This window comes from Bradyrhizobium sp. BR 1432, assembly GCF_051547705.1.
Classification (GTDB): Bacteria; Pseudomonadota; Alphaproteobacteria; order Rhizobiales; family Xanthobacteraceae; genus Bradyrhizobium; species Bradyrhizobium zhanjiangense.
The window spans coordinates 3,641,153-3,661,138 of record NZ_JBPUGF010000003.1 but is presented as its reverse complement, the minus strand read 5'-3'; the positions used below and the strand labels follow the sequence as shown (position 1 = coordinate 3,661,138).

14 protein-coding genes and 2 pseudogenes are annotated in these 19,986 nt (G+C 58.7%); 8 read left to right on the top strand and 8 right to left on the bottom strand.

Features of this window, described 5'->3' with window-relative positions:
• Positions 1-2: 2 nt before the first annotated feature.
• From ACSKB8_RS17555 to ACSKB8_RS17545, 3 genes are all read right to left on the bottom strand, one after another.
• On the bottom strand, positions 3-878 hold the full coding sequence (locus ACSKB8_RS17555; RefSeq protein WP_438104197.1) for a tyrosine-type recombinase/integrase: 876 nt from the start codon (positions 876-878) through the stop codon (positions 3-5).
• 269 nt (positions 879-1,147) lie between these two features.
• A complete protein-coding gene (locus tag ACSKB8_RS17550; RefSeq protein ID WP_438105440.1) occupies positions 1,148-2,569 on the bottom strand; it encodes an adenylate/guanylate cyclase domain-containing protein in 1,422 nt (473 codons plus the stop codon).
• Between the two features lie 386 nt (positions 2,570-2,955).
• A complete protein-coding gene (locus ACSKB8_RS17545; protein ID WP_438105439.1) occupies positions 2,956-3,693 on the bottom strand; it encodes a hypothetical protein in 738 nt (245 codons plus the stop codon).
• A 473-nt stretch (positions 3,694-4,166) separates the two neighbouring features.
• On the opposite strand from ACSKB8_RS17545, the gene ACSKB8_RS17540 reads away from it, so the two are divergent.
• Both ACSKB8_RS17540 and ACSKB8_RS17535 read left to right on the top strand, forming a co-directional pair.
• Positions 4,167-4,541, top strand: coding sequence for a DUF1515 family protein (locus ACSKB8_RS17540; RefSeq protein WP_438105438.1), 375 nt, complete (start codon positions 4,167-4,169; stop codon positions 4,539-4,541).
• Positions 4,542-4,563: 22 nt separating this feature from the next.
• Positions 4,564-4,866 carry a hypothetical protein gene (locus ACSKB8_RS17535; protein ID WP_438105437.1) on the top strand — a complete coding sequence of 101 codons (303 nt, stop codon included), beginning with the start codon at positions 4,564-4,566 and terminating at the stop codon, positions 4,864-4,866.
• A gap of 208 nt (positions 4,867-5,074) precedes the next feature.
• Here the strand turns inward: ACSKB8_RS17535 and ACSKB8_RS17530 are convergent.
• Positions 5,075-6,510: pseudogene (locus ACSKB8_RS17530) on the bottom strand (IS1182 family transposase).
• 431 nt (positions 6,511-6,941) lie between these two features.
• Here ACSKB8_RS17530 and ltrA point away from each other — a divergent pair.
• A pseudogene (gene ltrA / locus ACSKB8_RS17525) lies at positions 6,942-8,418 on the top strand (group II intron reverse transcriptase/maturase).
• 109 nt (positions 8,419-8,527) lie between these two features.
• Here ltrA and ACSKB8_RS17520 read toward each other — a convergent pair.
• Positions 8,528-8,935 carry a response regulator gene (locus ACSKB8_RS17520; protein ID WP_438105436.1) on the bottom strand — a complete coding sequence of 136 codons (408 nt, stop codon included), beginning with the start codon at positions 8,933-8,935 and terminating at the stop codon, positions 8,528-8,530.
• Positions 8,932-11,061, bottom strand: coding sequence for a GAF domain-containing protein (locus tag ACSKB8_RS17515; protein ID WP_438105435.1), 2,130 nt, complete (start codon positions 11,059-11,061; stop codon positions 8,932-8,934). Before ACSKB8_RS17515 ends, ACSKB8_RS17520 begins: the two co-directional genes overlap by 4 nt.
• A 686-nt stretch (positions 11,062-11,747) precedes the next feature.
• On the opposite strand from ACSKB8_RS17515, the gene ACSKB8_RS17510 reads away from it, so the two are divergent.
• From ACSKB8_RS17510 to ACSKB8_RS17495, 4 genes are all read left to right on the top strand, one after another.
• Positions 11,748-13,163, top strand: coding sequence for a transposase (locus ACSKB8_RS17510; protein ID WP_438105434.1), 1,416 nt, complete (start codon positions 11,748-11,750; stop codon positions 13,161-13,163).
• A gap of 1,053 nt (positions 13,164-14,216) precedes the next feature.
• Entirely contained in the window at positions 14,217-14,486 is a 270-nt protein-coding gene (locus ACSKB8_RS17505) for a hypothetical protein (protein ID WP_438110573.1), read from the top strand.
• Between the two features lie 1,373 nt (positions 14,487-15,859).
• Positions 15,860-16,003, top strand: coding sequence for a hypothetical protein (locus ACSKB8_RS17500; RefSeq protein ID WP_438105433.1), 144 nt, complete (start codon positions 15,860-15,862; stop codon positions 16,001-16,003).
• Between the two features lie 355 nt (positions 16,004-16,358).
• Positions 16,359-16,571, top strand: a complete 213-nt coding sequence (locus tag ACSKB8_RS17495) for a hypothetical protein (protein ID WP_438105432.1) — start codon at positions 16,359-16,361, stop codon at positions 16,569-16,571.
• 134 nt (positions 16,572-16,705) lie between these two features.
• Here the strand turns inward: ACSKB8_RS17495 and ACSKB8_RS17490 are convergent, their stop codons facing one another.
• Entirely contained in the window at positions 16,706-16,939 is a 234-nt protein-coding gene (locus tag ACSKB8_RS17490) for a hypothetical protein (protein ID WP_438105431.1), read from the bottom strand.
• 1,971 nt (positions 16,940-18,910) lie between these two features.
• Between ACSKB8_RS17490 and ACSKB8_RS17485 the strand changes: the two genes are divergently transcribed.
• On the top strand, positions 18,911-19,414 hold the full coding sequence (locus tag ACSKB8_RS17485) for a PRC-barrel domain-containing protein (protein ID WP_438105430.1): 504 nt from the start codon (positions 18,911-18,913) through the stop codon (positions 19,412-19,414).
• Between the two features lie 260 nt (positions 19,415-19,674).
• Here ACSKB8_RS17485 and ACSKB8_RS17480 read toward each other — a convergent pair whose 3' ends face one another.
• Entirely contained in the window at positions 19,675-19,902 is a 228-nt protein-coding gene (locus ACSKB8_RS17480; protein ID WP_438105429.1) for a hypothetical protein, read from the bottom strand.
• Positions 19,903-19,986: the final 84 nt, after the last annotated feature.

Here is a 19,986-nt window from a genome sequence, read left to right as displayed (position 1 = left end):
CGTCAGCCGGGCGGCCGCGCCTCCTTGAGCTTGAGAGCGATGTGCTCCAACGGGCTCATGACCTCGCTGATGGTCTTGGTGGCGACGCGGGTGTAGAGCGCGGTGGTATCGAGCTTGGCGTGGCCGAGCAGCACCTGGATGACGCGGACGTCGACGTTCTGCTCCAGGAGGTGAGTAGCGAAGCTGTGGCGCAATGTGTGCAGCGACACGCGCTTTTTGATCTCCGCCATCTGCACGGCGGCATGACAGGCACGATTGAGCTGGCGCGTCGTCATCTGCTGCGCCGGATCGCGGCCCGGGAACAGCCAGCCTTGCGGCCGAGCCATCTTCCACCAGGCCCGTAGCAGCGCGAGCAGGCTGGGCGACAGCATGACATTGCGGTCCTTGCCGCCCTTGCCCTGCTCGACGCGGATGATCATCCGCTTGCTGTCGATATCGGAGACCTTGAGCGAGACGACCTCGTTGGCACGCAGCCCGGCACCGTAGGCCACGCTGAGAGCCGCCTTGTATTTGAGCCCCGGTGCGGCATCGAGCAGCCGTGCCACTTCCTCCACGCTCAGTACCACCGGCAGCTTGCGTGCCTCGTGAATGAATTGAGTGTGCTCGATGATATCGTGGCGCTTCAAGGTGACTTTGAAAAAGAACCGCAACGTCGAGACAGCCTGGTTGATGGTCGGCACGCCGGCGCCGCCCGTCGCCAGATGCAGCTGATAGCGACGCACGTCCTCGAAGGTCGCAAGATCGGGTGATTGCCCGAGAAACGCGGCGAAATGCTTGACCCGTTGAACGTAGTCATGTTGGGTCTTGGCTGCGAACTTCCGGATCGTCATGTCTTCGATCATGCGCCGGCGCAGTGGGCTTACTGCCTCGTCGGTCATGGGGGGCTCCTGTCTTGGGTGAAGGTTGCGAACCCCTCATCTCAAGACAGGACGCCTCGTCGCGCTATCCTCTCAGCTGCGCTGCCAGCTACCATGCCCTACCGCGCGAGCGGTTTAGTCCTCTGGCCCTTGGCTGACCTCAGCCCAGAGCGCGGGGATGTCCGCTTCATACAGGTGACCCGACCAAGGTCATGCCGGCCACGGAGGGCAGCCTTTGAACGGCGCGGCTTGGTTTGCAGTGGCCTCGACGACTAGGTGTTTCATCCCCGTCACGGAATCTCAAAGACCGTCATCTCCTCAGCGATGCCGCGCAACGCCGCTCCCTTAGCCACTGGTTTGAGATTGTTGGCGTCCAGCAGCATGGACGTCTGCAGATTCTCGACCACGCGTCCGGTGACTACAATCGAGCGCGAGACTGCCAGCTCCTGCACGCGCGCGGCGATATTGACCGTTTGACCAAAGTAATCCTGGCGACCGTTCTGGATGACTGCGAGGCATGGCCCTTCATGAATCCCTATTTTGAGCACGAGATCCTCCCTCTTATGCTCTTCATTAAGGCTCAGCATCGCCTCGCGCATGCGGAGCGCCGCAGCGACCGCCCGATCGGCGGTCGGAAAAGTCGCCATCACTGCGTCACCGATGGTCCGTACGATTGCGCCGCCTTGGGCGGCAACAATTTCAGTTAGGACGTGGAAGTGCTCGCGGACTAGATGAAATGCAGCCAAATCGCCAAGGCGCTTGTAGAGCGCCGTGGATCCCTTGAGATCGGTGAACAAAAACGTGAGGTTGGTAATTTGTAGTTGCTGGTCGGCGTCAAGCGTTTCGGTACCGTAAAGGTCGCGAAAGGTCTGGTTACACAGCAGACGCTTTCCAGTTAAGAAGGGTTTCCGGTGGGCAAGGAGATTGTGGACCGCGGTACCCATAACCCACACTGTGGGCAATATCCGGAAATTGGTGCGATTCTCCAGCAAAAGGTGCAATGGCCCCGGACGCAGTTGTATAGCCTCGGTTGGGGCTCTCACATTGTTGTAAACGACCGAAACATTCTGGCGCTCGCTCGTGGGCTCGCCGCTCACGTCAAGGAATTGGGCTGCATGTATCACCGGCTCAAAGACAACCACATATGCCGCTGGGATCGGCAAGGATAACTGAGCCCTCTCGCCAGCCGGCAGCTCGACTGAATCAAGTATAGCGTTCTCCATTACTGGCTCAAAAGCTTCGGGGAGATCGACCCCCGAACTCCAAAGAACCTGTCGGTAATACTCCCAAATGGGAAGTGTTTCCGGACTGTGCCCCGCAATCCTGCGCACGCGCGCGGCCACCGTGAACGCCACCTCGACCAATTCATCGAGTGTGAGCTTGAATCCCGCCGCACACAGTTCACATGCGTATTCTTCACGGCGCACGGTCTTCAGCGTGGCGTGGGTGTTGAGAACCCCTCCGCAGGCGGGGCAGAGCACGTTCCAAGATAGCTCGAATATGCCCATCTGCGTGGCATGCAGAAATGCTGCAATGGCGCGCTCCTCATCAAGGCCGACCTTCGATGCAAAATCCAGCACGTTGATATGGCATAGCTTGTGGTCAGGAGCCTCACGGATGAGCCGCTCAATAGCATCCATCGCCTTGCCATCAACCGACTGCCGCAGCTCGTTGAGCAGTGCATGAGTTTCGCACGCCATCAGCACCTCCATCAGACGGAGACACTAGCGGCATCTATCTCGTTGAGCCCGGTGATAATGCCGCCGGCGAGGTATATGCCTTGCTATTCAATCGAGCAAACGTAAGGAGAGTGTAATATGGAACTCTCCGTTACCAGACGCGTCCTGCAGACTACCTCGTCTGCTTGTACTACATTGTGAACTAGGCCACACCCTACGGCACCCGACGAACTCGATACAATCCGGTGTGAGAAGGGCGTTGGGCGTTCACCTTGGATGTCGGCTTGTGGCCCCAGGCAGCGGTTGGTGGATGTCTGCTATTCAGCCGCTATCTGGGGAGGAGCAGACATCCGGCAAACGGCCAAAAATGACGCTAGTGACCCATAGCAGTCTTAAACGCGTGAGCGACCGTGTCACGTTTAGCGCCAGCGAACTAAGTTGGCATAGGTCTCCATGATTGATCGCGGTGTTGTGACGGTGCATTCGTGGCTGGTTGTCGGCCTTGCTGGATTAGCCGTAACGCCAATCCAGGTTAGCAATCGCTTGCGCTCATCCCATACCAAATCGAATTGGCCGGAGCGACCCGCGACCGCAAATCTAATGGAGTCATCGCCCGCCCCAGTGATGTTGCCCGACATGGTCTCGGCCGCGGATTGAGCCTCTAGAACGACTATTCTTGTGGAGCGATCCAGAGTGACAAAATATGGGCCGTACTGGCCTGGGCAGGTCAGCGAAAACGGATCAACCGGGTCGAGACGTTTCTGGTCGAATTGCTCGGGCTGGCGGAATGCTGACAGCATTGTCCTCCCAGCTACCTCCGTGCAGGCGTGTTGCAACAAAGGTCTTCCCAGTTCATGGGCGGCCATTCCCGGCCACGTCATCACATTGCGCTTGCGATCAAAAGAAAGAAGAATACGTCCTCCATCGGCCCTGAGGCTGAGGTCCAATTGTGCGTCGCTTACCGCGATGATCTCCCCAGGCAGCATCCTTGCACCAGGCTTCTCATACACAAAGTGATTTGTCTCGAAGTCGTAGGTCACGAAATACGATTGCTGCTGATCGTAATATTTGCCATCGCAGCGAATAGATGTTGGTGCGGCTTCCGCCTGCATAGCGCAAGCGAGAACCATGAACAGTGATACCGCGAGATGGCGCATTTTGCTCACTAGCCTAAGTTGCTACCATATGTTGTATCAGTCGTTTATGCTCCGCTATAAGTGTTTTCGGGTCCAGTCAGTCAGGACGCGCAAACTCCGATGAGCAAGGTGCAGCGGATATCCACTCCTCCTCACCATGGGTAGCAAGCTATTGTGAAGGCAACACCTCTTGGCAGATCAATGAAACGGCGCGCAGTTAGCTACGGCCGTTTGCTACGAAGCTGGGATGCGGATGGCGGCTGAGGCTTTTCATTATCGGAGCGGGTGCGCTTGTTGGGTGCCGACGCTTGCTGCCTTAATTGCGCTGACCCGCGCGGGATGCGCATCAAATCCGCTGCCTGCGCCGATGCGCGCGAGCGCCTGGCGCGCACGCGCGATGCGCTGAAGGCGGCCAACGGCAGGCTCGAGGCCGGGCGGGCCTGGTGCGACGGCGTGAGGGAGAGCTACGGCGGCGGGAGCGAGCATGACGGAAAGTGGATCGATCCAAGCCACGTTGCGCGAAATGGCGAAGTCGATCGGCGGGCTCGAGTTCGACCGTAAAGACTCTGACGCAGCAATGGCGCGACCAAGACGGAAAGGCCTCGCTCGGTCGCCGCGACCTGCATCAGAAGATCGATGCGCTGGTCGAGGATCTGCGCACGCTCGAGGGGCTGATCAGGGCGGCCATTTCCGATATCTTTCATGAAACCGATCGTCGATGGCGTTGTCGAGGCAAGGGCACTGGTCAAGGGTGTGGTCAGGCCAGCCGCTGGGTGCATTGGCTTGTGTTCGGCAGTGGCGGCGGGGCGACAGCGCTGCGGGCCGCCTCGCATTATTTTCAAGGTGACGCTGAAATGAGGCGGGCGTGAGCAACGACGTTATGCGTTTCCGATGATCAGCAAGCCTTTTCCGAAGATGACCTTGCCCAACGGCGGAGACCATGAGGTCCGAAAAGCGATTGCGGAGCGCCTTTTAATAGCTGCCGAGGGAGTCGGCCCGTCGGTGATCGATTGCGTCGTTCGCGTCGGCGCCAGCGGCACAATCAACCACGTTGCCGAAATGACCGATGCACCTGCTCCAAACAAGGTCCCGAATATTGCGAGCCAGCACCGTGCGGAGGAGGGCGGCGCAATGGCGAAGTGGCGCAGCGGCCGGGACGGATCCCCGAACGCATTAGAGCCTTCTTGGAATTAAGTTCGGCTTCGCGCCATAATGCGGACGTCAGCTCTGGAGCTCAGCAGGTCCGCTAAGGACCCAGGCCGTGTGAAAATCCTGCAACTTGGAGCGCTCCGGTGCATTTCACGGCCGCCGAGCTTCTAATTCGGTGGAATCGACCTCCAGTCGTCTCAGCGGCAATCAGGAGCTTCAGGTAGGCGCTGATTTGGTCGCGCAGAGGCCGGCCTCACGCCTGCATCGCCTCCAGCAATCCGCCTACGCCCACGATCATCATTGCGCGCTTCATGTTGTAGGCGAGCACGTTGAGCGCCATTTCGGTGGCCACCTTTGGCAGCTTTTTCGTGAGAAAGTGCGTTGCTCCCATCCAACACTTCATCGTGCCGAACGGATGCTCTGCTGTCTGACGGCGGACCCCCATTGCATCGGGGTTGTGGTCGAGCCGATCCTGAACTTCTCCAGAACGGCCTCGTGCTCCCAGCGTGAGATGCGGCGCTCGGAGCCTGTCGTGCACTGAGCTTTGAGCGCACAGGTTTTGCAGGCGCTTGTCCAATAGCGGCGCAGTGTCTTTCCGTCCTCTACGTTCGTATAGTGATAAGTTAGCCGCTCGCCGGCGGGACAGCGATAAACATCGTCGGCGGCGACATAGACAAAGTCCTGTTTGCCGAAGCGGCCAGCAGCTTTGCCGCCCGAAGTCATCGGCTTCGGCAACGTCACCGTGATGTCGGCTTCCTCGCAGGCCCTGATCTCCTCTCCATCGTAATAGCCGCGGTCTGCCACGACTTCGAGCGACTCGACAGCCATCTCGTCGCGAGCCTGCCTGGCCATGTTGGCGAGTTGGTGGCGATCGGTGCCCACGTTCGTCACCTCGTGAGCCACGATGAGATGATGCTGCGTATCAACTGCAATCTGCACGTTATAGCCAACGATCCCGGTGTCCTTGCCACTCGTCGCCATCGATCGCGCGTCAGGATCGGTCAGCGAGATCTGCTTGTCCTCGCTCTTCATCATCTCCGCATTGATGGCGTTGAGCCGGACGATCTCCTCCTTGAGCTTCTCGATCTTGCCCTTCAACCTCGCAACTTTCGCTTCTGGCACTGCATCGCCGTGTCGATCGGCAGTCTCGAGCTGCGAGAGATACCGGGCGATGCTCTCGTCGATCCGCTCCAGGCGCCGCTTCATCTTCGCTTCGGTGAAATTCTTGTCCCGCGCATTGACGGCCTTGAACTTCGATCCATCGATGGCGACACTCGCTGCACTGAACAGATCAAGCTTGCGGCACAGCGCGACAAACTCGCGACAGACCTCACGAATGGCCTTGCCATTGTCCTTGCGGAAATCCGCGATGGTCTTGAAGTCCGGCGCCAACTGCCCGGCCAACCAGATCATTTCGATATTGCGCTGGCATTCCCGCTCCAGGCGTCGGCTCGACGGCACGCGATTGAGGTAGCCGTAGATGTAGAGCTTGAGCATAACAGCGGGGTGATAGCTGGGTCGGCCGATATCGAGTGGCTGGACACCGACAAATCCGAGCTTGTCGAGGTCGAGACCGTCGACAAACATGTCGACCGCTCGCACCGGGTTATCCTCGGTCACATAGTCGTCGAGCGATGCCGGAAACAGCGTGCTCTGCCCCCGATCCAAACCTTCAACAAAGCGCTTCATCAGATGCCCCGCAAAATCGCCGGGAATCTTATCGCGCGAATCACAGCAAACAGAGCCTTTTCACACAGGTGCGCCGGGAGACCGGCAAGGAGTAGGTGGTGCAAGTCCACTACGATGAAGGAATAGCGAACCGCATCGCCCCCGAGCCGTGCGCAGGTATCCGCGAGGATGTCGGCGAAGCGTCGGTAGGGGGACGTGCAGGCCAACCATTGAGCCGCGATAGAAAAGTGATCCCGGGTGCCGACGCTGTCTGTGTAGCGGAAGGCAACATGCTCAAGAGCGTCATCGCAAGCGCTTGGGTAACCCGGCGTGGTCGAAGAACTTGGCATGCACGCACGCTCCCTGCACGGGAACCGGGAGGTCTCCGGGTTGGCCGAAAGCCCCTCTGGGTAGACGGTCCGCGACGGGAAGGCGAGGAGCCGTAGCCGTCGATGCACGATCCGGAGAAGTCTGACTCTGCCGTAGTAGCTGGGAAGTCGCCGAACAAAGCCGGGCCACCGGCGGCGGAGGCGGCGGAGCAAAGGGCAGGGACCAAGGGGAATGCGGATCAGCAAAGCACGCACCGGACGCAGACCCGGGCGCGCGTGACCCAGGCGCTGAGCCGCGTACGGCAAGCCGCAAGGCAAAGGAAGAAGGAGCGGTTCACCGCGCTTCTCCATCAGGTCAACGTCGACACGCTCCAGGTGGCATTCTACGCGCTCAAACGCAAAGCTGCCGCTGGAGTCGATGGGGTGACCTGGCAGGACTACGAAGTGAACCTTGAGCGCAATCTCGAGGATCTCCACGGAAGAGTCCACCGAGGAGCGTATCGGCCTCATCCATCGCGTCGGACATACATACCGAAGGCGGATGGCCGACAACGGCCGCTGGCGATCGCGGCCCTGGAGGACAAGATCGTCCAGGGCGCTTGCGCCATGGTGCTCAACGCCATCTACGAGGAGGATTTCCTCGGGTTCTCGTACGGGTTCCGACCTGGACGAGGGCCGCACGATGCGCTGGACGCCTTGGCGGTGGCGGTCACCAGCCGGAAGGTGAACCACATACTTGCCGCCGACATCCGGGACTTCTTTGGCAGCGTCAACCATGACTGGTTGATCCGCTTCCTGGAGCACCGCATCGGCGACAAGCGCATCATCCGTCTGATCCGTAAATGGCTCAAGGCGGGCATCCTCGAAGACGGGATCGTATCCGTAGCTGAACAGTGGGACTGGCCAAGGTTCGGTGATCTCACCACTCCTCGCCAACATCTACCTGCACTACGTGTTCGACCTGTGGGCCGATCGCTGGCGACGGCAAGAGGCCCGCGGCGGCATGATCGTCGTGCGCTATGCAGATGATCTGGTCGCAGGCTTCGAGCATGAGGACGACTCCCGTCGATTCCTTGATGCACTGCGTGAGCGGTTCGGGGCATTCTCGCTGTCGCTCCATCCGGGCAAGACCCGCTTGATTGAGTTCGGACGCCATGCGGCAGTCGAGCGCAAGAAGCGTGGCATCAGTAGACCGGAGACCTTCGCGTTCTTGGGCTTCACCTTCATCTGCGGGAAATCTCGACGGGGTGCCTTCCAACTACAGCGGAAGACCCGGCGCGACCGCATGCGGGCGAAGCTGCAGGAAATCAAGGCGGAGCTGCGGCAAAGAATGCATCAGCCTATCCCGTCTCAGGGACACTGGCTGAGGCAAGTCGTTACAGGCCACTTCGCCTATTATGCCGTGCCCACAAATAGTCGGGCGCTCTCAGCGTTCCGGCATTACGTGGCCGACCTCTGGCGCCGCACGCTTCGGCGGCGCAGCCAGAAAGACGGCTTCACGTGGGAGCGAATGACGAAGTTGGTCGCCGACTGGCTTCCCGCGCCGCGCATCCTTCATCCATGGCCCGACCGGCGCTTCGCCGTTAAACACCCGAGGTAAGAGCCGGATGCTCGAATCGGGCTTGTCCGGATTCTGTGCGGGGGGTGTCCAGCAATGGGCATCCCTACCGCGATCCTGGACCATTTCCGGACTCATACACCGGAGCCGATCAAGGGGTATTTGACGAATACACCGCGCGCTCAACGCAGCTGTCGATCTGACTGCGAAGCGCGCCGAAATCGATCGGTTTTGTCAGAAGCGCCTCCGCACCATTTTCGAGCGCGCGACGCTTGGTATTCGCATCACCATAGGCGGTGATCATGATGACCGGAACATCCGGGCGAACGGCCTTTGCCTTGGGAAGAAGCTCAAGGCCGCTCATTCCCGGCATGTTGATATCGGAAAGGATCAGGATGAGCGACGCATCTCCGGCATTGTCAATTTGTTGAAGTGCCGCGGGGGCCGATTGCGCAAATTCCATCGCAAAACGACCAGCCCGGAGGTCGCGCCGAAACTGTTGGCGAAACAGCGCCTCAACATCCGGCTCATCATCGACCACGAGAATCAGCAAATTCACCGTTGCCCTCCCGAGTTGGCGAGGGATGCCCCGGCACGCGGCAACACAATCTTGAACTCGGTGAATGTGCCAACCTGGGTATCGACGTCTATCGTACCGCCGTGTTGTTTCACAACAATGTCGTGGCTCATCGACAGACCCAACCCGGTGCCTTCGCCCGCAGCCTTGGTCGTGAAGAACGGATTGAATATCTTGTCTTTTACCTCATTCGGAATTCCGATACCGTTGTCACGGATGCAGATTTCAACCTTGTCACCGAGATTTCTTGTCGTAACGGTCAGCATCGGTTCAAAGCCGTCACCAGCTTCCGCCTTGCGCTTGGCCGTGGCGTAAAAGCCGTTTGAAATCAGATTGAGCAGAACGCGCGTGATCTCCTGCGGAAACACGTCGGCCACGGCCACTGTCGGATCGAAATCGCGCCGCATGGTGATGTTGAATCCTGTCTGTTCAGCGCGCGCACCGTGATAGGCCAAATTCAAACTCTCATCGACAATCGCATTGATATCAACCGGGCGATGCTCGCCGGAGCCTTCGCGCGAATGCAACAGCATGTTTTTGACGATGGAGTCGGCGCGCTTGCCATGCTGCACCACCTTCTCAAGATTGCTCTTCAGTGTTTGCGTCAGCTCGTTAAGCACTTCGCGCTTCTTCTCGCTAAGTCCAGCGTCCGCAAGCGTCTCTTTCATTTCGTCGATCAGCTCGGTCGACAATGCGGAAAAATTGTTCACAAAATTGAGCGGGTTCTTGATCTCGTGGGCGATCCCAGCGGTGAGCTGGCCAAGCGAGGCGAGCTTTTCGGTCTGGATCAGGCGATCCTGCGCGGCGCGAAGGTCCTCAAGCGATTGCCTCAATTCATTAATCAACCGAGTGTTTTCAACGGCGATCACCGCCTGTGCGGCAAAGGTTTCAACAAGTGAGACTTGTTTTTCGGTGAACGGCTTGACCTCCAGCCTGTAGATCGTAATCACGCCGACCAGTTCGTCGCTCTTCAACATGGGAACAGCGAGAATTGTCCTGATCAAATCTACATCCCGTACAGCGTAGCCATACTCCGGGTCGGTATGAACATCAGCCACGTGTACCGTGCGCCGCTCGCTGCCCGCGCGCGCGGAAATGCTGTGTCGTCCCAACGCAATCGGGTTCTGATCCACGAACCGCTTGACCTCCGGGCCAACGTTAAAGGAGGAAATCGCTCGCAGGAATTGGCCGTCGAATCGAAAGATGAATGCTCTTTCGGCGTGACAAAGCTTGACGGAATTTTCGGCTATAGCGTCAAAAACGGGCTGAAGGTCGAAGGCCGAGTGACTGATTGCCTTTAGAACCTCACCTGTCGCAATTTGCTGGTCAAGAGACTCGGTGAGATCACGAGTCTTGGCCTGCACCTCGTTGAACAGCCGCGCGTTCTCAATGGCGATGACAGCCTGGTCGGCAAAAGTCTCGACCAACTCGATTTGTTTCGAGGTGAAGGAGTTTGGCCCAAGAAGACTTAATACTCCAAAAACCCGACCTTCTCGTATCAGAGGAACACCGAGAGCCGCGCGGAAACCCATCAGCTTTTGAGCTGCCAACCGGGTAAATTCAGGATCAACAAGAACATCCGGGATATGGACGGTATGCCCCTCGACAATGGTTCGCCCAAAAATCGTGCCTCGGTCCGGTTTGGACGATTGGTGCGCTAAATGGTCGCGCCACTCAGGAGTACAGCCATAGTCCGCGGCAAGACGGTAGGTTGAGCCATCTTGATACCGGACAGTTCCGATATCGGCTTTGCATAAGCGACATGCCGATGAGACCAATGTATCAAGCACGGGTTGCAGGTCAAACGTCGAGCGACTGATCACCTTCAGCACATCGGCGGTCGCGGTCTGCTGCTGCAAGGACATCTCTAAGTCGCGGGTTCTGGCCTGCACTTCGTCGAACAGCCGCGCATTCTCGATCGCGATCATGGCCTGGTCGGCGAATGTTTGCAGGAGTCGAATTTGCTGCTCTGAAAATGCCGTCGGCTCCGCTTTGCCGACCGTTATGGCCCCGACAGATTTTCCCTCGTGAAGTAGAGGAACCGCGAGCACCGCCCGCCATCCTCCGGCTAGCGCGAACTCCCGCGAATACTCGGGATCCGCAAGCACGTCGGGGATCTGGACGATCGCACGGTCGAGGATGGCGCGCCCGCCGACAAAGGAACGATTGATCTGTCTGAGTTCCTGACGCTCCCTGAATTTGATTTATTGCCGTGGCGGAAAAATTTTTCGTAGCGGCTAAGCGAAGACGATCATTATCTTGTAGATAAACAACGCTGAATATGGCTCCGCAGAGACGCGCAGCGCTCTCAACGATCGCCTCGAATACAGGTTGGGCATCCACCGGCGACTTGCGAATGATGCTCAGCACTTCGCTGGTGGCAGCCTGTTGCTGAAGTGCCTCGTCGAGTTCTCTAGCCCGTTGTCGAAGTCGATGTCTTAGAGCGTCGTTGGAAAGGACCGACACCGGCAACTTACCAGCCTTGGTTCTCTGCTGACGTCGTGCCTTCCCAGGTCGAACCTTGTCACCGCGTTGCCGCATGGTCGCACTCTACCGTTCCACCGACGTCCAATTCTAGGCGAAAAGCTAGCTTTCGGCCATGGCGGCATCGTCCGGTATGGGTCAAAGACTGCCTTCGGCGGCTCACATCATGCTGTTCGGCTCACCTTCCGGAAACCGACATTGCGGCGATCCGGGCGAATGGCAGTCACGGGCCGATTCTGTTGAAAAAGGCAGCTGTTGCGACGCAGAGATATCAGTGATTCAGTCTGTCTAATTGGCAGGACTGAAGATCATGATGGGGCATCGGCAAGTCGAACAGGTCGCGTTGTTCTATGAGTTCTCGCTCGAAAGACATGTCCCGACTGATCACTTGCTGCGGTTGATTGACAGGTTTGTCGATCTTGAACAGGTCCGGCGGGACCTGGCGCCTTTCTACAGCAGCATCGGTCGGCCTTCGATCGATCCCGAGCTGATGATCCGGATGCTCCTGATCGGTTACTGCTTCGGCATCCGATCGGAGCGGCGCTTGTGCGATGAGGTTCACCTCAATTTGGCCTACCGGTGGTTTTGCCGGCTCGGTCTGGATGGAGCGGTGCCGGATCATTCGACATTCTCCAAGAACAGGCATGGCCGCTTCCGGCAGAGCGACCTCTTCCGCCGTGTGTTCGAGAGCGTCTTGAGCCGCTGCATCGAGGAGCGACTGGTCGGGGGTGAAGGATTTGCCGTCGACGCGAGCCTAATCAAGGCCGATGCCAATCGGCAGAAGGGGATCGAAGGCGACAAGGGACTTCCGCCGGAGGCTGCCGGCCGAGCAATCGATGAGTATCTGGCTGTCCTTGATGATGCCGCTTTCGGAGCCGCGACCGAGGTTACCCCGAAGTTCGTATCACCTTCCGATCCGGCGGCGCGCTGGACGGGGGCGCACGGCGGCCAAGCATTTTTCGCCTATTCGACGAACTATCTGGTCGACATCGAGAACGCGATCATCGTCGATGTTGAGGCAACGACGGCAATCCGGCAGGCGGAGGTATTGGCCGCTAAGCGCATGATTGAGCGCTCGCTGGAGCGGTTTGATCTCTATCCGAGCCGGCTGCTCGGTGACAGCGGCTATGGCTCGGCCGAGATGCTCGCCTGGCTGGTCTATGAGCACGGGATCGAGCCGCACGTTACAGTCTTCGACAAGTCGGCCCGCACAGACGGGATCTTCTCGCGCGACGACTTCACCTATGACCATGCTGGGGACATCTATCGTTGCCCTAGTGGCAAAGTTCTTACCACGACCGGAACGTTGGTGAATGATGGTGCCACCATGCTTTACCTCGCCAGCAAGCGCGATTGTGATCGATGCGCACTGAAGGCTCGGTGTTGCCCCAAGCAGGCTTCACGGAGAGTGCCGCGCTCGATCTACGAGGGCGCTCGCGACATGGCCCGCCAGATCGCGAGATCGTGGGAGGGAGGCACCTCGCGCCGGCTCCGCAAGAAAATCGAGATGTTGTTCGCGCACCTCAAGCGCATTCTCAAGCTCGATCGTTTGCGCGGTAGGAGCATGCTGAATTCATGCTACGCTTCCATGCAAGTGCCATCTTGTCGAATTGTACGAGCTCGAGACAGGTTAGTGCAGCTCTGCGTGTGCGCGGAGCGCGCGTTGTCGATTCACATTGACGTGGCGGACATCCGCTCCTCCACACCAACAACGACAGGATGCTGAAAAGACATCGACTTCTTTAGATCAACGGGGACGTCGTGCAAATAGCTACGGTGAGTAGCTACGAAGATGGGCCACGGCTTACCCCGATGGTCCGACTTCTAATATCCACTGACAACGGATGAGGTATGGCTGCCAGCAATTTCGACAGCTTCATGAGCTCGCGACGCGCGCCTGCAAAGCGCCGAAGACCGGCTCAGGCCCGCTGATCATCGGCGTCGCTTCGCCGAATTCCACTCTGCGCCGATAGTCATGAAGCAACTGCTCCTGTCTTTTTCCGCTCAGCGAGATCCATCTCGGCCTTTCAGTTTCCGTCTCGCCAGGTCTCTCTCTGCACAGATTTTCCGGACGTTGAAAGCTCGCGACGGGTGGCTATTGCGATGCTCGGTGCGCTCATCTTGGAGCACGCTACGACGGGATCGCGAAAGACAGCCGCCCGGCGCGCATATAGGTCGATTTGAGCGCGCGTGCCAACTGAGCAGAACCTTCAATCTGGGCGCGCGGCTCAGCCTTTGATGACAATTTCCCGCCGGGGTGTAGCCTGTGCTCGGGCGGAGCTTGATTCGTCATGCTGGAAGCTATTCTCATGCTGCTGGGAATTGGAGCCGTGGCCCTTCTGCTTATTGCGTTTTGGGGACTGCATAGGCACGTGTGAGCGGGCCCCTCGTGCTTGAAGAATCTAAGGGTGGACGCTAGCCGGTTCACGACTGGCGATTGTCTCACTAGTCTCAAAATAGAACGAGAGGGCTCGCATGGCTCAGCAGTCCGCTCTCTCACGCACTTTGCCGTAGAGACAGCAAAATTGCACTTCACCCGTTTTGATGAGGGAAACCAGCTTTACGAGATCCGCATCTCGACCTTTGTGCAGTTCGACGTAATCCGGGCCGGCGCTCGATCAAAGGCGTGCCGAGGAAGAAGGAAAGCGGAAGAGATCGCCAAGGAGATCGCCCGGAGTGAGCGAGCTCGGACAGGCGCACCAGTCTGGAAGTGACATGGCCCCGCTCGTTGAGAATCGCCCTATATCTCACTGGCAATTTTCCGGCTGGGGGCAGATTACTGAAATTGACCAATGACCGTCCTTGCTCCGATCCGGAGGCCGCGGCGCGCAAGCTGATCGAGCTCGCCAAGAGCATCGACGCAGTCCAGGACGGCCGCATCCATATCGAGAAGATCAACGCGCCATTCCTCTACACCCTCAAGGGCGGCAGCACGGAGTTCGGCGCTGGCATCAGGTGCGCGGTCGAGAAGGGCTGGCTAGAACTGCATGAGAGCGGTACCTACGTCCGCCTGCTGGCGCCCGGGCAGGACCTCTTGGCGCTTCGATAGGAACCGAACCATAGACCTTGGTTTGCATTTCGCTGGCTTGCCCAAGCTGGCGGAGCGGCCCCGGCCCATATCCCCGTTGAAGCCCCCAGGTCGGGGTCGTCTCAGCGGTCTGCGCAACGGGAAAAGCCGCAGCGTGGTTCCAGCCCCCACTGCGGCCATCCCGGGAAACTCGAAATTGGCTGGTACTTAAATCGCGCCGGTGTTCTTTGCATAGAACACCCCGTTGCGAAAATGGATTCCGTACAACTACCGGAGCAGGGCGTTCTGCCGATTGTCGTTGATCGGCGATCATGGCATGAATCGTCTACCAGCCCCCAATGCTCCCGGCTGCCGATCCAATTGCGGGGTAAGAGCGCCGGAGCAACGACGAAGGGCCGCAGGAGCGCCTAAAAGCTTATAGGACGTCTCCTGCGGCCGGCGCCGCGACGTTCCGCACGATCGGCGCGGCACTGCAAGTGCTAGTACAGGTAGTCAGCGTGAAGCGCGGCGGCCCGCCAATCAGGTGATCTTATTAATTGGGAGGCTTGTCTTCCCGGTTGAGCAGCCCCAAACGCCGTTCAAGCTCTTCCTTCTTGGCCACGAGTCTGCGCGGCGAAAATGTCATTGACGACCGTATGGAGTCGCCAAAGCTCTTCGAGAGACATGCTCTCAAACGGCTGCCGTTCCATGAATCCCCCGACTCACGAATTGCCCATAGCTTGGGCTTACGAGGGGCACATGGCAACTGGGGGTTGGTTGCGCGGAGAGTTACCTACACCTACGGCGCCGACCTAGTTTCTGGGAAGCTGAACGACTCGACCTTGACCGCGAGCGGCGCAACTGAGCTTGCGCTAGTCGGTTTCGCAGGACACCTAATTCAGCCATTTGACATTCGATAAATACGATACGTTGGTGCAGAGCAAAAGCGGCATCGAAAGTTCGATCGGAAATACTCATCACGACCTCAACACTACTGGACTGAAAAATATCTCGACAATCATAGCATTACGACAGTGGGCGGACACAATTGCAAGGCGAATTCTTGAGCAATGCGCCCGACGCCGTTGCTCGAGACAGGAACAATGGGCGGATTGATGCTTGGATCGTCGCCGGGCAGCCGGCCGAACGGAAAAGCCGGCGCGCGCCCACAGCCAGTTGGCGTTGCCAGCCGCTGGTGCGGCCACCGCCGATGAACGAAAACCATTTTACGCCATCGGCGAAGTCGTCCGGAAACAGGCAAGGTTGTAGGTTGACGACATCAGACGCGGGGATGCCACCATGCTAGTCCTGATGAACCTGATTTGGCGACGACTTGCCTACACAATGCTGATCGGCATGCGATCCAAGCTCGTACGTCAGTGAAACTAGAGGCGGCTGTGGGTCAGGAGGCCACCATGCCCAAACAGGTCGTGATAGCTCTCTGCTCTTTGGCAGTTGCGTGCCGGGGCGCTTTCAGCATGGTAGCGTTGGTTGCGCAAAATGGCACGAACGCCCACCTGTCTCAAAAAGGTAACCTGTTCGTGCTCAGGTTGATGTAGCGGGCTAGTCACATCGGCTATCGAAAGCCTGAATTCTCGAAGCTTCTGACCGTAGTCTTCCAGCAAACCATCGGCGGCGGCCCTTGATGCATGGTGCGGCCGATTGTGAAATGGATCATATTGCGAGCCGGAAATGTCGCGATAGGATCATTGCACCGGGGCTGGCTGTATATTTCACTTAGATCTTTTCACCCGGTGTCTTTCGACCATGCGCGGATCGCAGCGAGAACATCGCTGCGGCCTTCGTGCAGGCCGGCTGCTTTTAATCACCAACAAGCTTTGTTTCCCTCGCCGCAAGTTCTACGTTTTCTGTACCGACAATTTGCGGAATCCAAATTGCCGTTGGAGGACGTTTATGCCCAAGGAGAATTGCCTGATTGTTCGTGCCGCCGGGCAACGACTGGACCTGTTACGAGGCGAAGCTGCCCGCATCGCCAAGGGAGCTAACGCCGGCTGGTGGACCGACCGAGCGGAGATCGGCACCAGGTTCTGCTTTGAAGATTTTAAGTCAAAAGAGCTATTCGCACTCACCTGCGACAGCCTCGGCATCACCTGTCAGGACGGCTAATCCATTGAAAAACCCGCCGGCCTGGGAGCCGGAGGAGTCTGGACTGTAGACCAGACCGGACAGACCATGAGCCGTTGCAGCATGAAGGCTCGCCAGCTGTGAACGAGAGGCCGCGAGTTGAGGCGGTGGCTGTGTCAGCGACGATCTGGACGCGCCTGGAGGGGCACGACTTTGTCCATGTCGCTGTGACCGGAGCGCCGGCTTTGCAGCTTCACCACCTGCTCGAGTTCGAGAGCCTCTATGGCGAGCTCATCTGCCAAGCGTTCGAAAAGTGCGCGCTTTTGCGAGTCGCTCGTTCGCCTGCTCATAAGGGCCAAATCCGCGGCGTCGGCACGGAGTTTGTCCAATTTTTCCCTGAGGTCCGCCATGGTATCGGCCCCGTCCTGGACCCACCCGTCATGCGGTGACGGGATGCAGGTCAACGGCGGAACATGCTATGAGTTCTTCCTTAACCGATTGTTAGGCCGACATTTATTAGGGCCGAGATGTGTGAACGAGCGCCCGCTAGCTTTACCGAGCGCGCGTCTGCGGCTATTCCGCTCAATGCTTCAGTGCGCACGTGGTCACGAGCAGCATGGTCCGGCTGCATTGCCAATCGGATCCCAACATTGGTTCATGGACTCCACGAGGAGTACCGATGGCCATAGTAGTACCAGCCGCCACTAGAACAGCGATGGTCAGCGCGAGCGTTCGATAGGTTGCCAAGTTCCACTTCATTGCGCTTCCCTCCAGTGGAAGCGCTCATGCTACGCGCAGAGATACCTCCCGCTTGTGAACTATTTCACACGGCGTTTCTCAACAGTCATCACAGTCGCGTGCAGCAAGCCCGCCGCGTGAACCGGCGGCACTTGAGAGGGCTCGCAGGGCTCAGCAGTCCGCTCTCTTACGCACTTTGCCGTAGAGACAGCAAAATTGCACCTCACCCGTTTTGGCCAGGAAGGGGGTCCACCTGCTGCGACAAAAACTACGGTTTCGGTAGTGCTGACTCGACCGTTGCAAACACCGTAGTATTTATTCGCACCTGCGCAGAAAAGCGTGTCCAATCAATAGAGTTGACAAGACACCCCTTCCCCGAGCCGAAGCGTTAATCGTCTCCGTCCCTCGGGTTGCTCCGCAGGATCTTCATCAGCTTCGGCTTCGGCGGCCGCTTCTTTGGATCCTTATGGTTGAAGTGCCCGCGGGTTGGCATAGGGATCATATATCGCTTGCAGAGGTGGCGTAGGGCTGTCTCGGTGATCTCGAGGTCGGCGCCGTGACGGATCATCGTCTTGCTCCACACCAAGTCTCGGAGCTTCGCCCGGCTTATCTTGACCTGCGAGCCGCGAATGCTGACATCGATACCGCGGGTCCTCGGTGGCCGTTTGATCCCGTGCTTCCGCTCAAAGATTTTGGTCGCCCGGTCTTCCATCCTCGATCGGTAGCGCGCCAGACGCTCAGGGCAGGGATATGGGAATGGCGCGCACGCCTTCTTCAGCTTGAAATAGCGCCGGGCCCAGGATTGCTCGAACGGATAGAAGGGCAAGTCGACGGCGCGCGCCCATGGAGCTCCGTCGGGCACGTAGCCGGGTCTGTTCAGGTCGAAGTCCCACCACAGGGCGTCGGAGAGCCTGATACGTTGCTGCGGAGCGGCCAGGTGATCGACTGTCTCGGCGCAGTATCTCGGGCGCCCCGATGGATCGCCGGCAACTGGCGCGATTATCCCGACGTGGGGGAGGTTCGTGGGGTACGCTGAGCTCTAGAGCGGGCGGCGCTTCCAGCGGCCGCGGATCCTGAGGTTCATTGCTGGCGTGATCGTGGGGCAGAGGGGGCGGAAATGGTTCGTTGGGCGCGCCGGTGAATGGCTCTGCGACGTTGAGGACTTCCTGTTCGTTGCGCATGCTTCGCTCGAGCATGTCTCCGGGTGGCTTTTCTTGCTTCCAGAGATCGGTCGGCTCGTCCCATGCGCCGGGAAGAGGCTTGGAAGAATCCTTCCGATGATCTTTCAGTTCAACCGCCTCGAGCTCGTGCTCTGGCGCCCTCACTCCGACCGAATTCTTGCGAGATTTCGAGGCGCTCCGCACCTTCTTGGCGAGATCATCGTAATCCCACGGCGGGATTGCCTTCGTCCTGTTCCAAAACTCGTCGACCAGTTCGAGCGTCGTCTCTGCGCTCAAGTTGAAGTCGCGAACATGATTGATGACAATGATGGTGATGGCGTCGCCCCCTTGTCCTTCGATCGCCTCGGGCGCGTGACGGACCTTGCGTCACTCGCTGTTCCGACATCAGGAACAAGTGGCAATCCCCGGCGTTGGCGCCGGCATCTTGAACGGGTGCGGTTCTCAAGTTGGAGGAGATAATCGATGAAAAGCTTTCTTGCCGTCGCTCTGCTCGGTACTGCCGTGATCGGCGGCGCCGCGTTCGCGCAATCCACTCAGCCGGCCGATCGCGCAGCGCCGGCGGCCACCGCCCACCCGGCCAATTCGAAAATGGCGCTCAAGGGCAATTGGCGCGCCTCGAAGCTCATGGGCCTGAACGTCTACAACGAGGCCAACGAGAAGCTCGGCGACATCAACGAACTGCTCGTCGACAAGAGCGGCAAGATCAACGCGGTGGTCATTGGTATCGGCGGTTTCCTCGGCATGGGCGAACACGACATCGCCGTCTCGATGGACAAGCTGAAGTTCGTCGAAGAGCCGGTCCGGACGAGTTCGACCAGCACCTCGACCACATCGCGCGAGACGACCACCGGCGCAGCTTCGACGAGCCGAAACGCGAACGATTGGGTCCCGGATCACGCCGTCATGAGCGGCAATAAGGAGCAACTGAAGGCGCTCCCGCAGTTCAAGTATTCGGATTACAACTGACAGGACGAAGCGTTAGAGATCGAAGGGCCTCCGTCAGGAGGCCCTTCTTGTTTGCGCGCCCGGCGGATAGGCTCAAAACAAAACGGCCCGCCCGGAGCCGGACGAGCCGTTCGTGCGAGCGTCTAATCGCTCAGTGCATGTGAACTATCCAATAGCCGACGCCGCCAACAACGAGCACGGCGGGAACGGCCCATAAAATCAGTACAGGCATCTTCTCCTCCAATTGCTTCGCGAGGCCGGCTTGGCCCTGCGAGAACCGTTTACTGCTCGGTGCAGACCTTGGTGGTCTTCACGGCGGACTCGGCTTCCGTCTTGGTCTTGTAGACGGTATCGCCCACGACCGTCGTGGTGGTCGTCGTCGGCTTGGTGTCGACGACGGTGCACTTCTTGGTAGTCGCGTCGCGAACGATGTAGAACTCGGCAGCGCTGGCGGCCTGGGTGCCGAGAGCGAAGGCGGCGAGAGCGCCGCATACGATCAGCTTCTTCAAGATGTCCTCCTCGTTGTTTGTAAGTAGTCACTGCCAACAAGGAGGCGTGACCGAAGTTCCGGTGTTCCCACCTCCGGGCGGTGC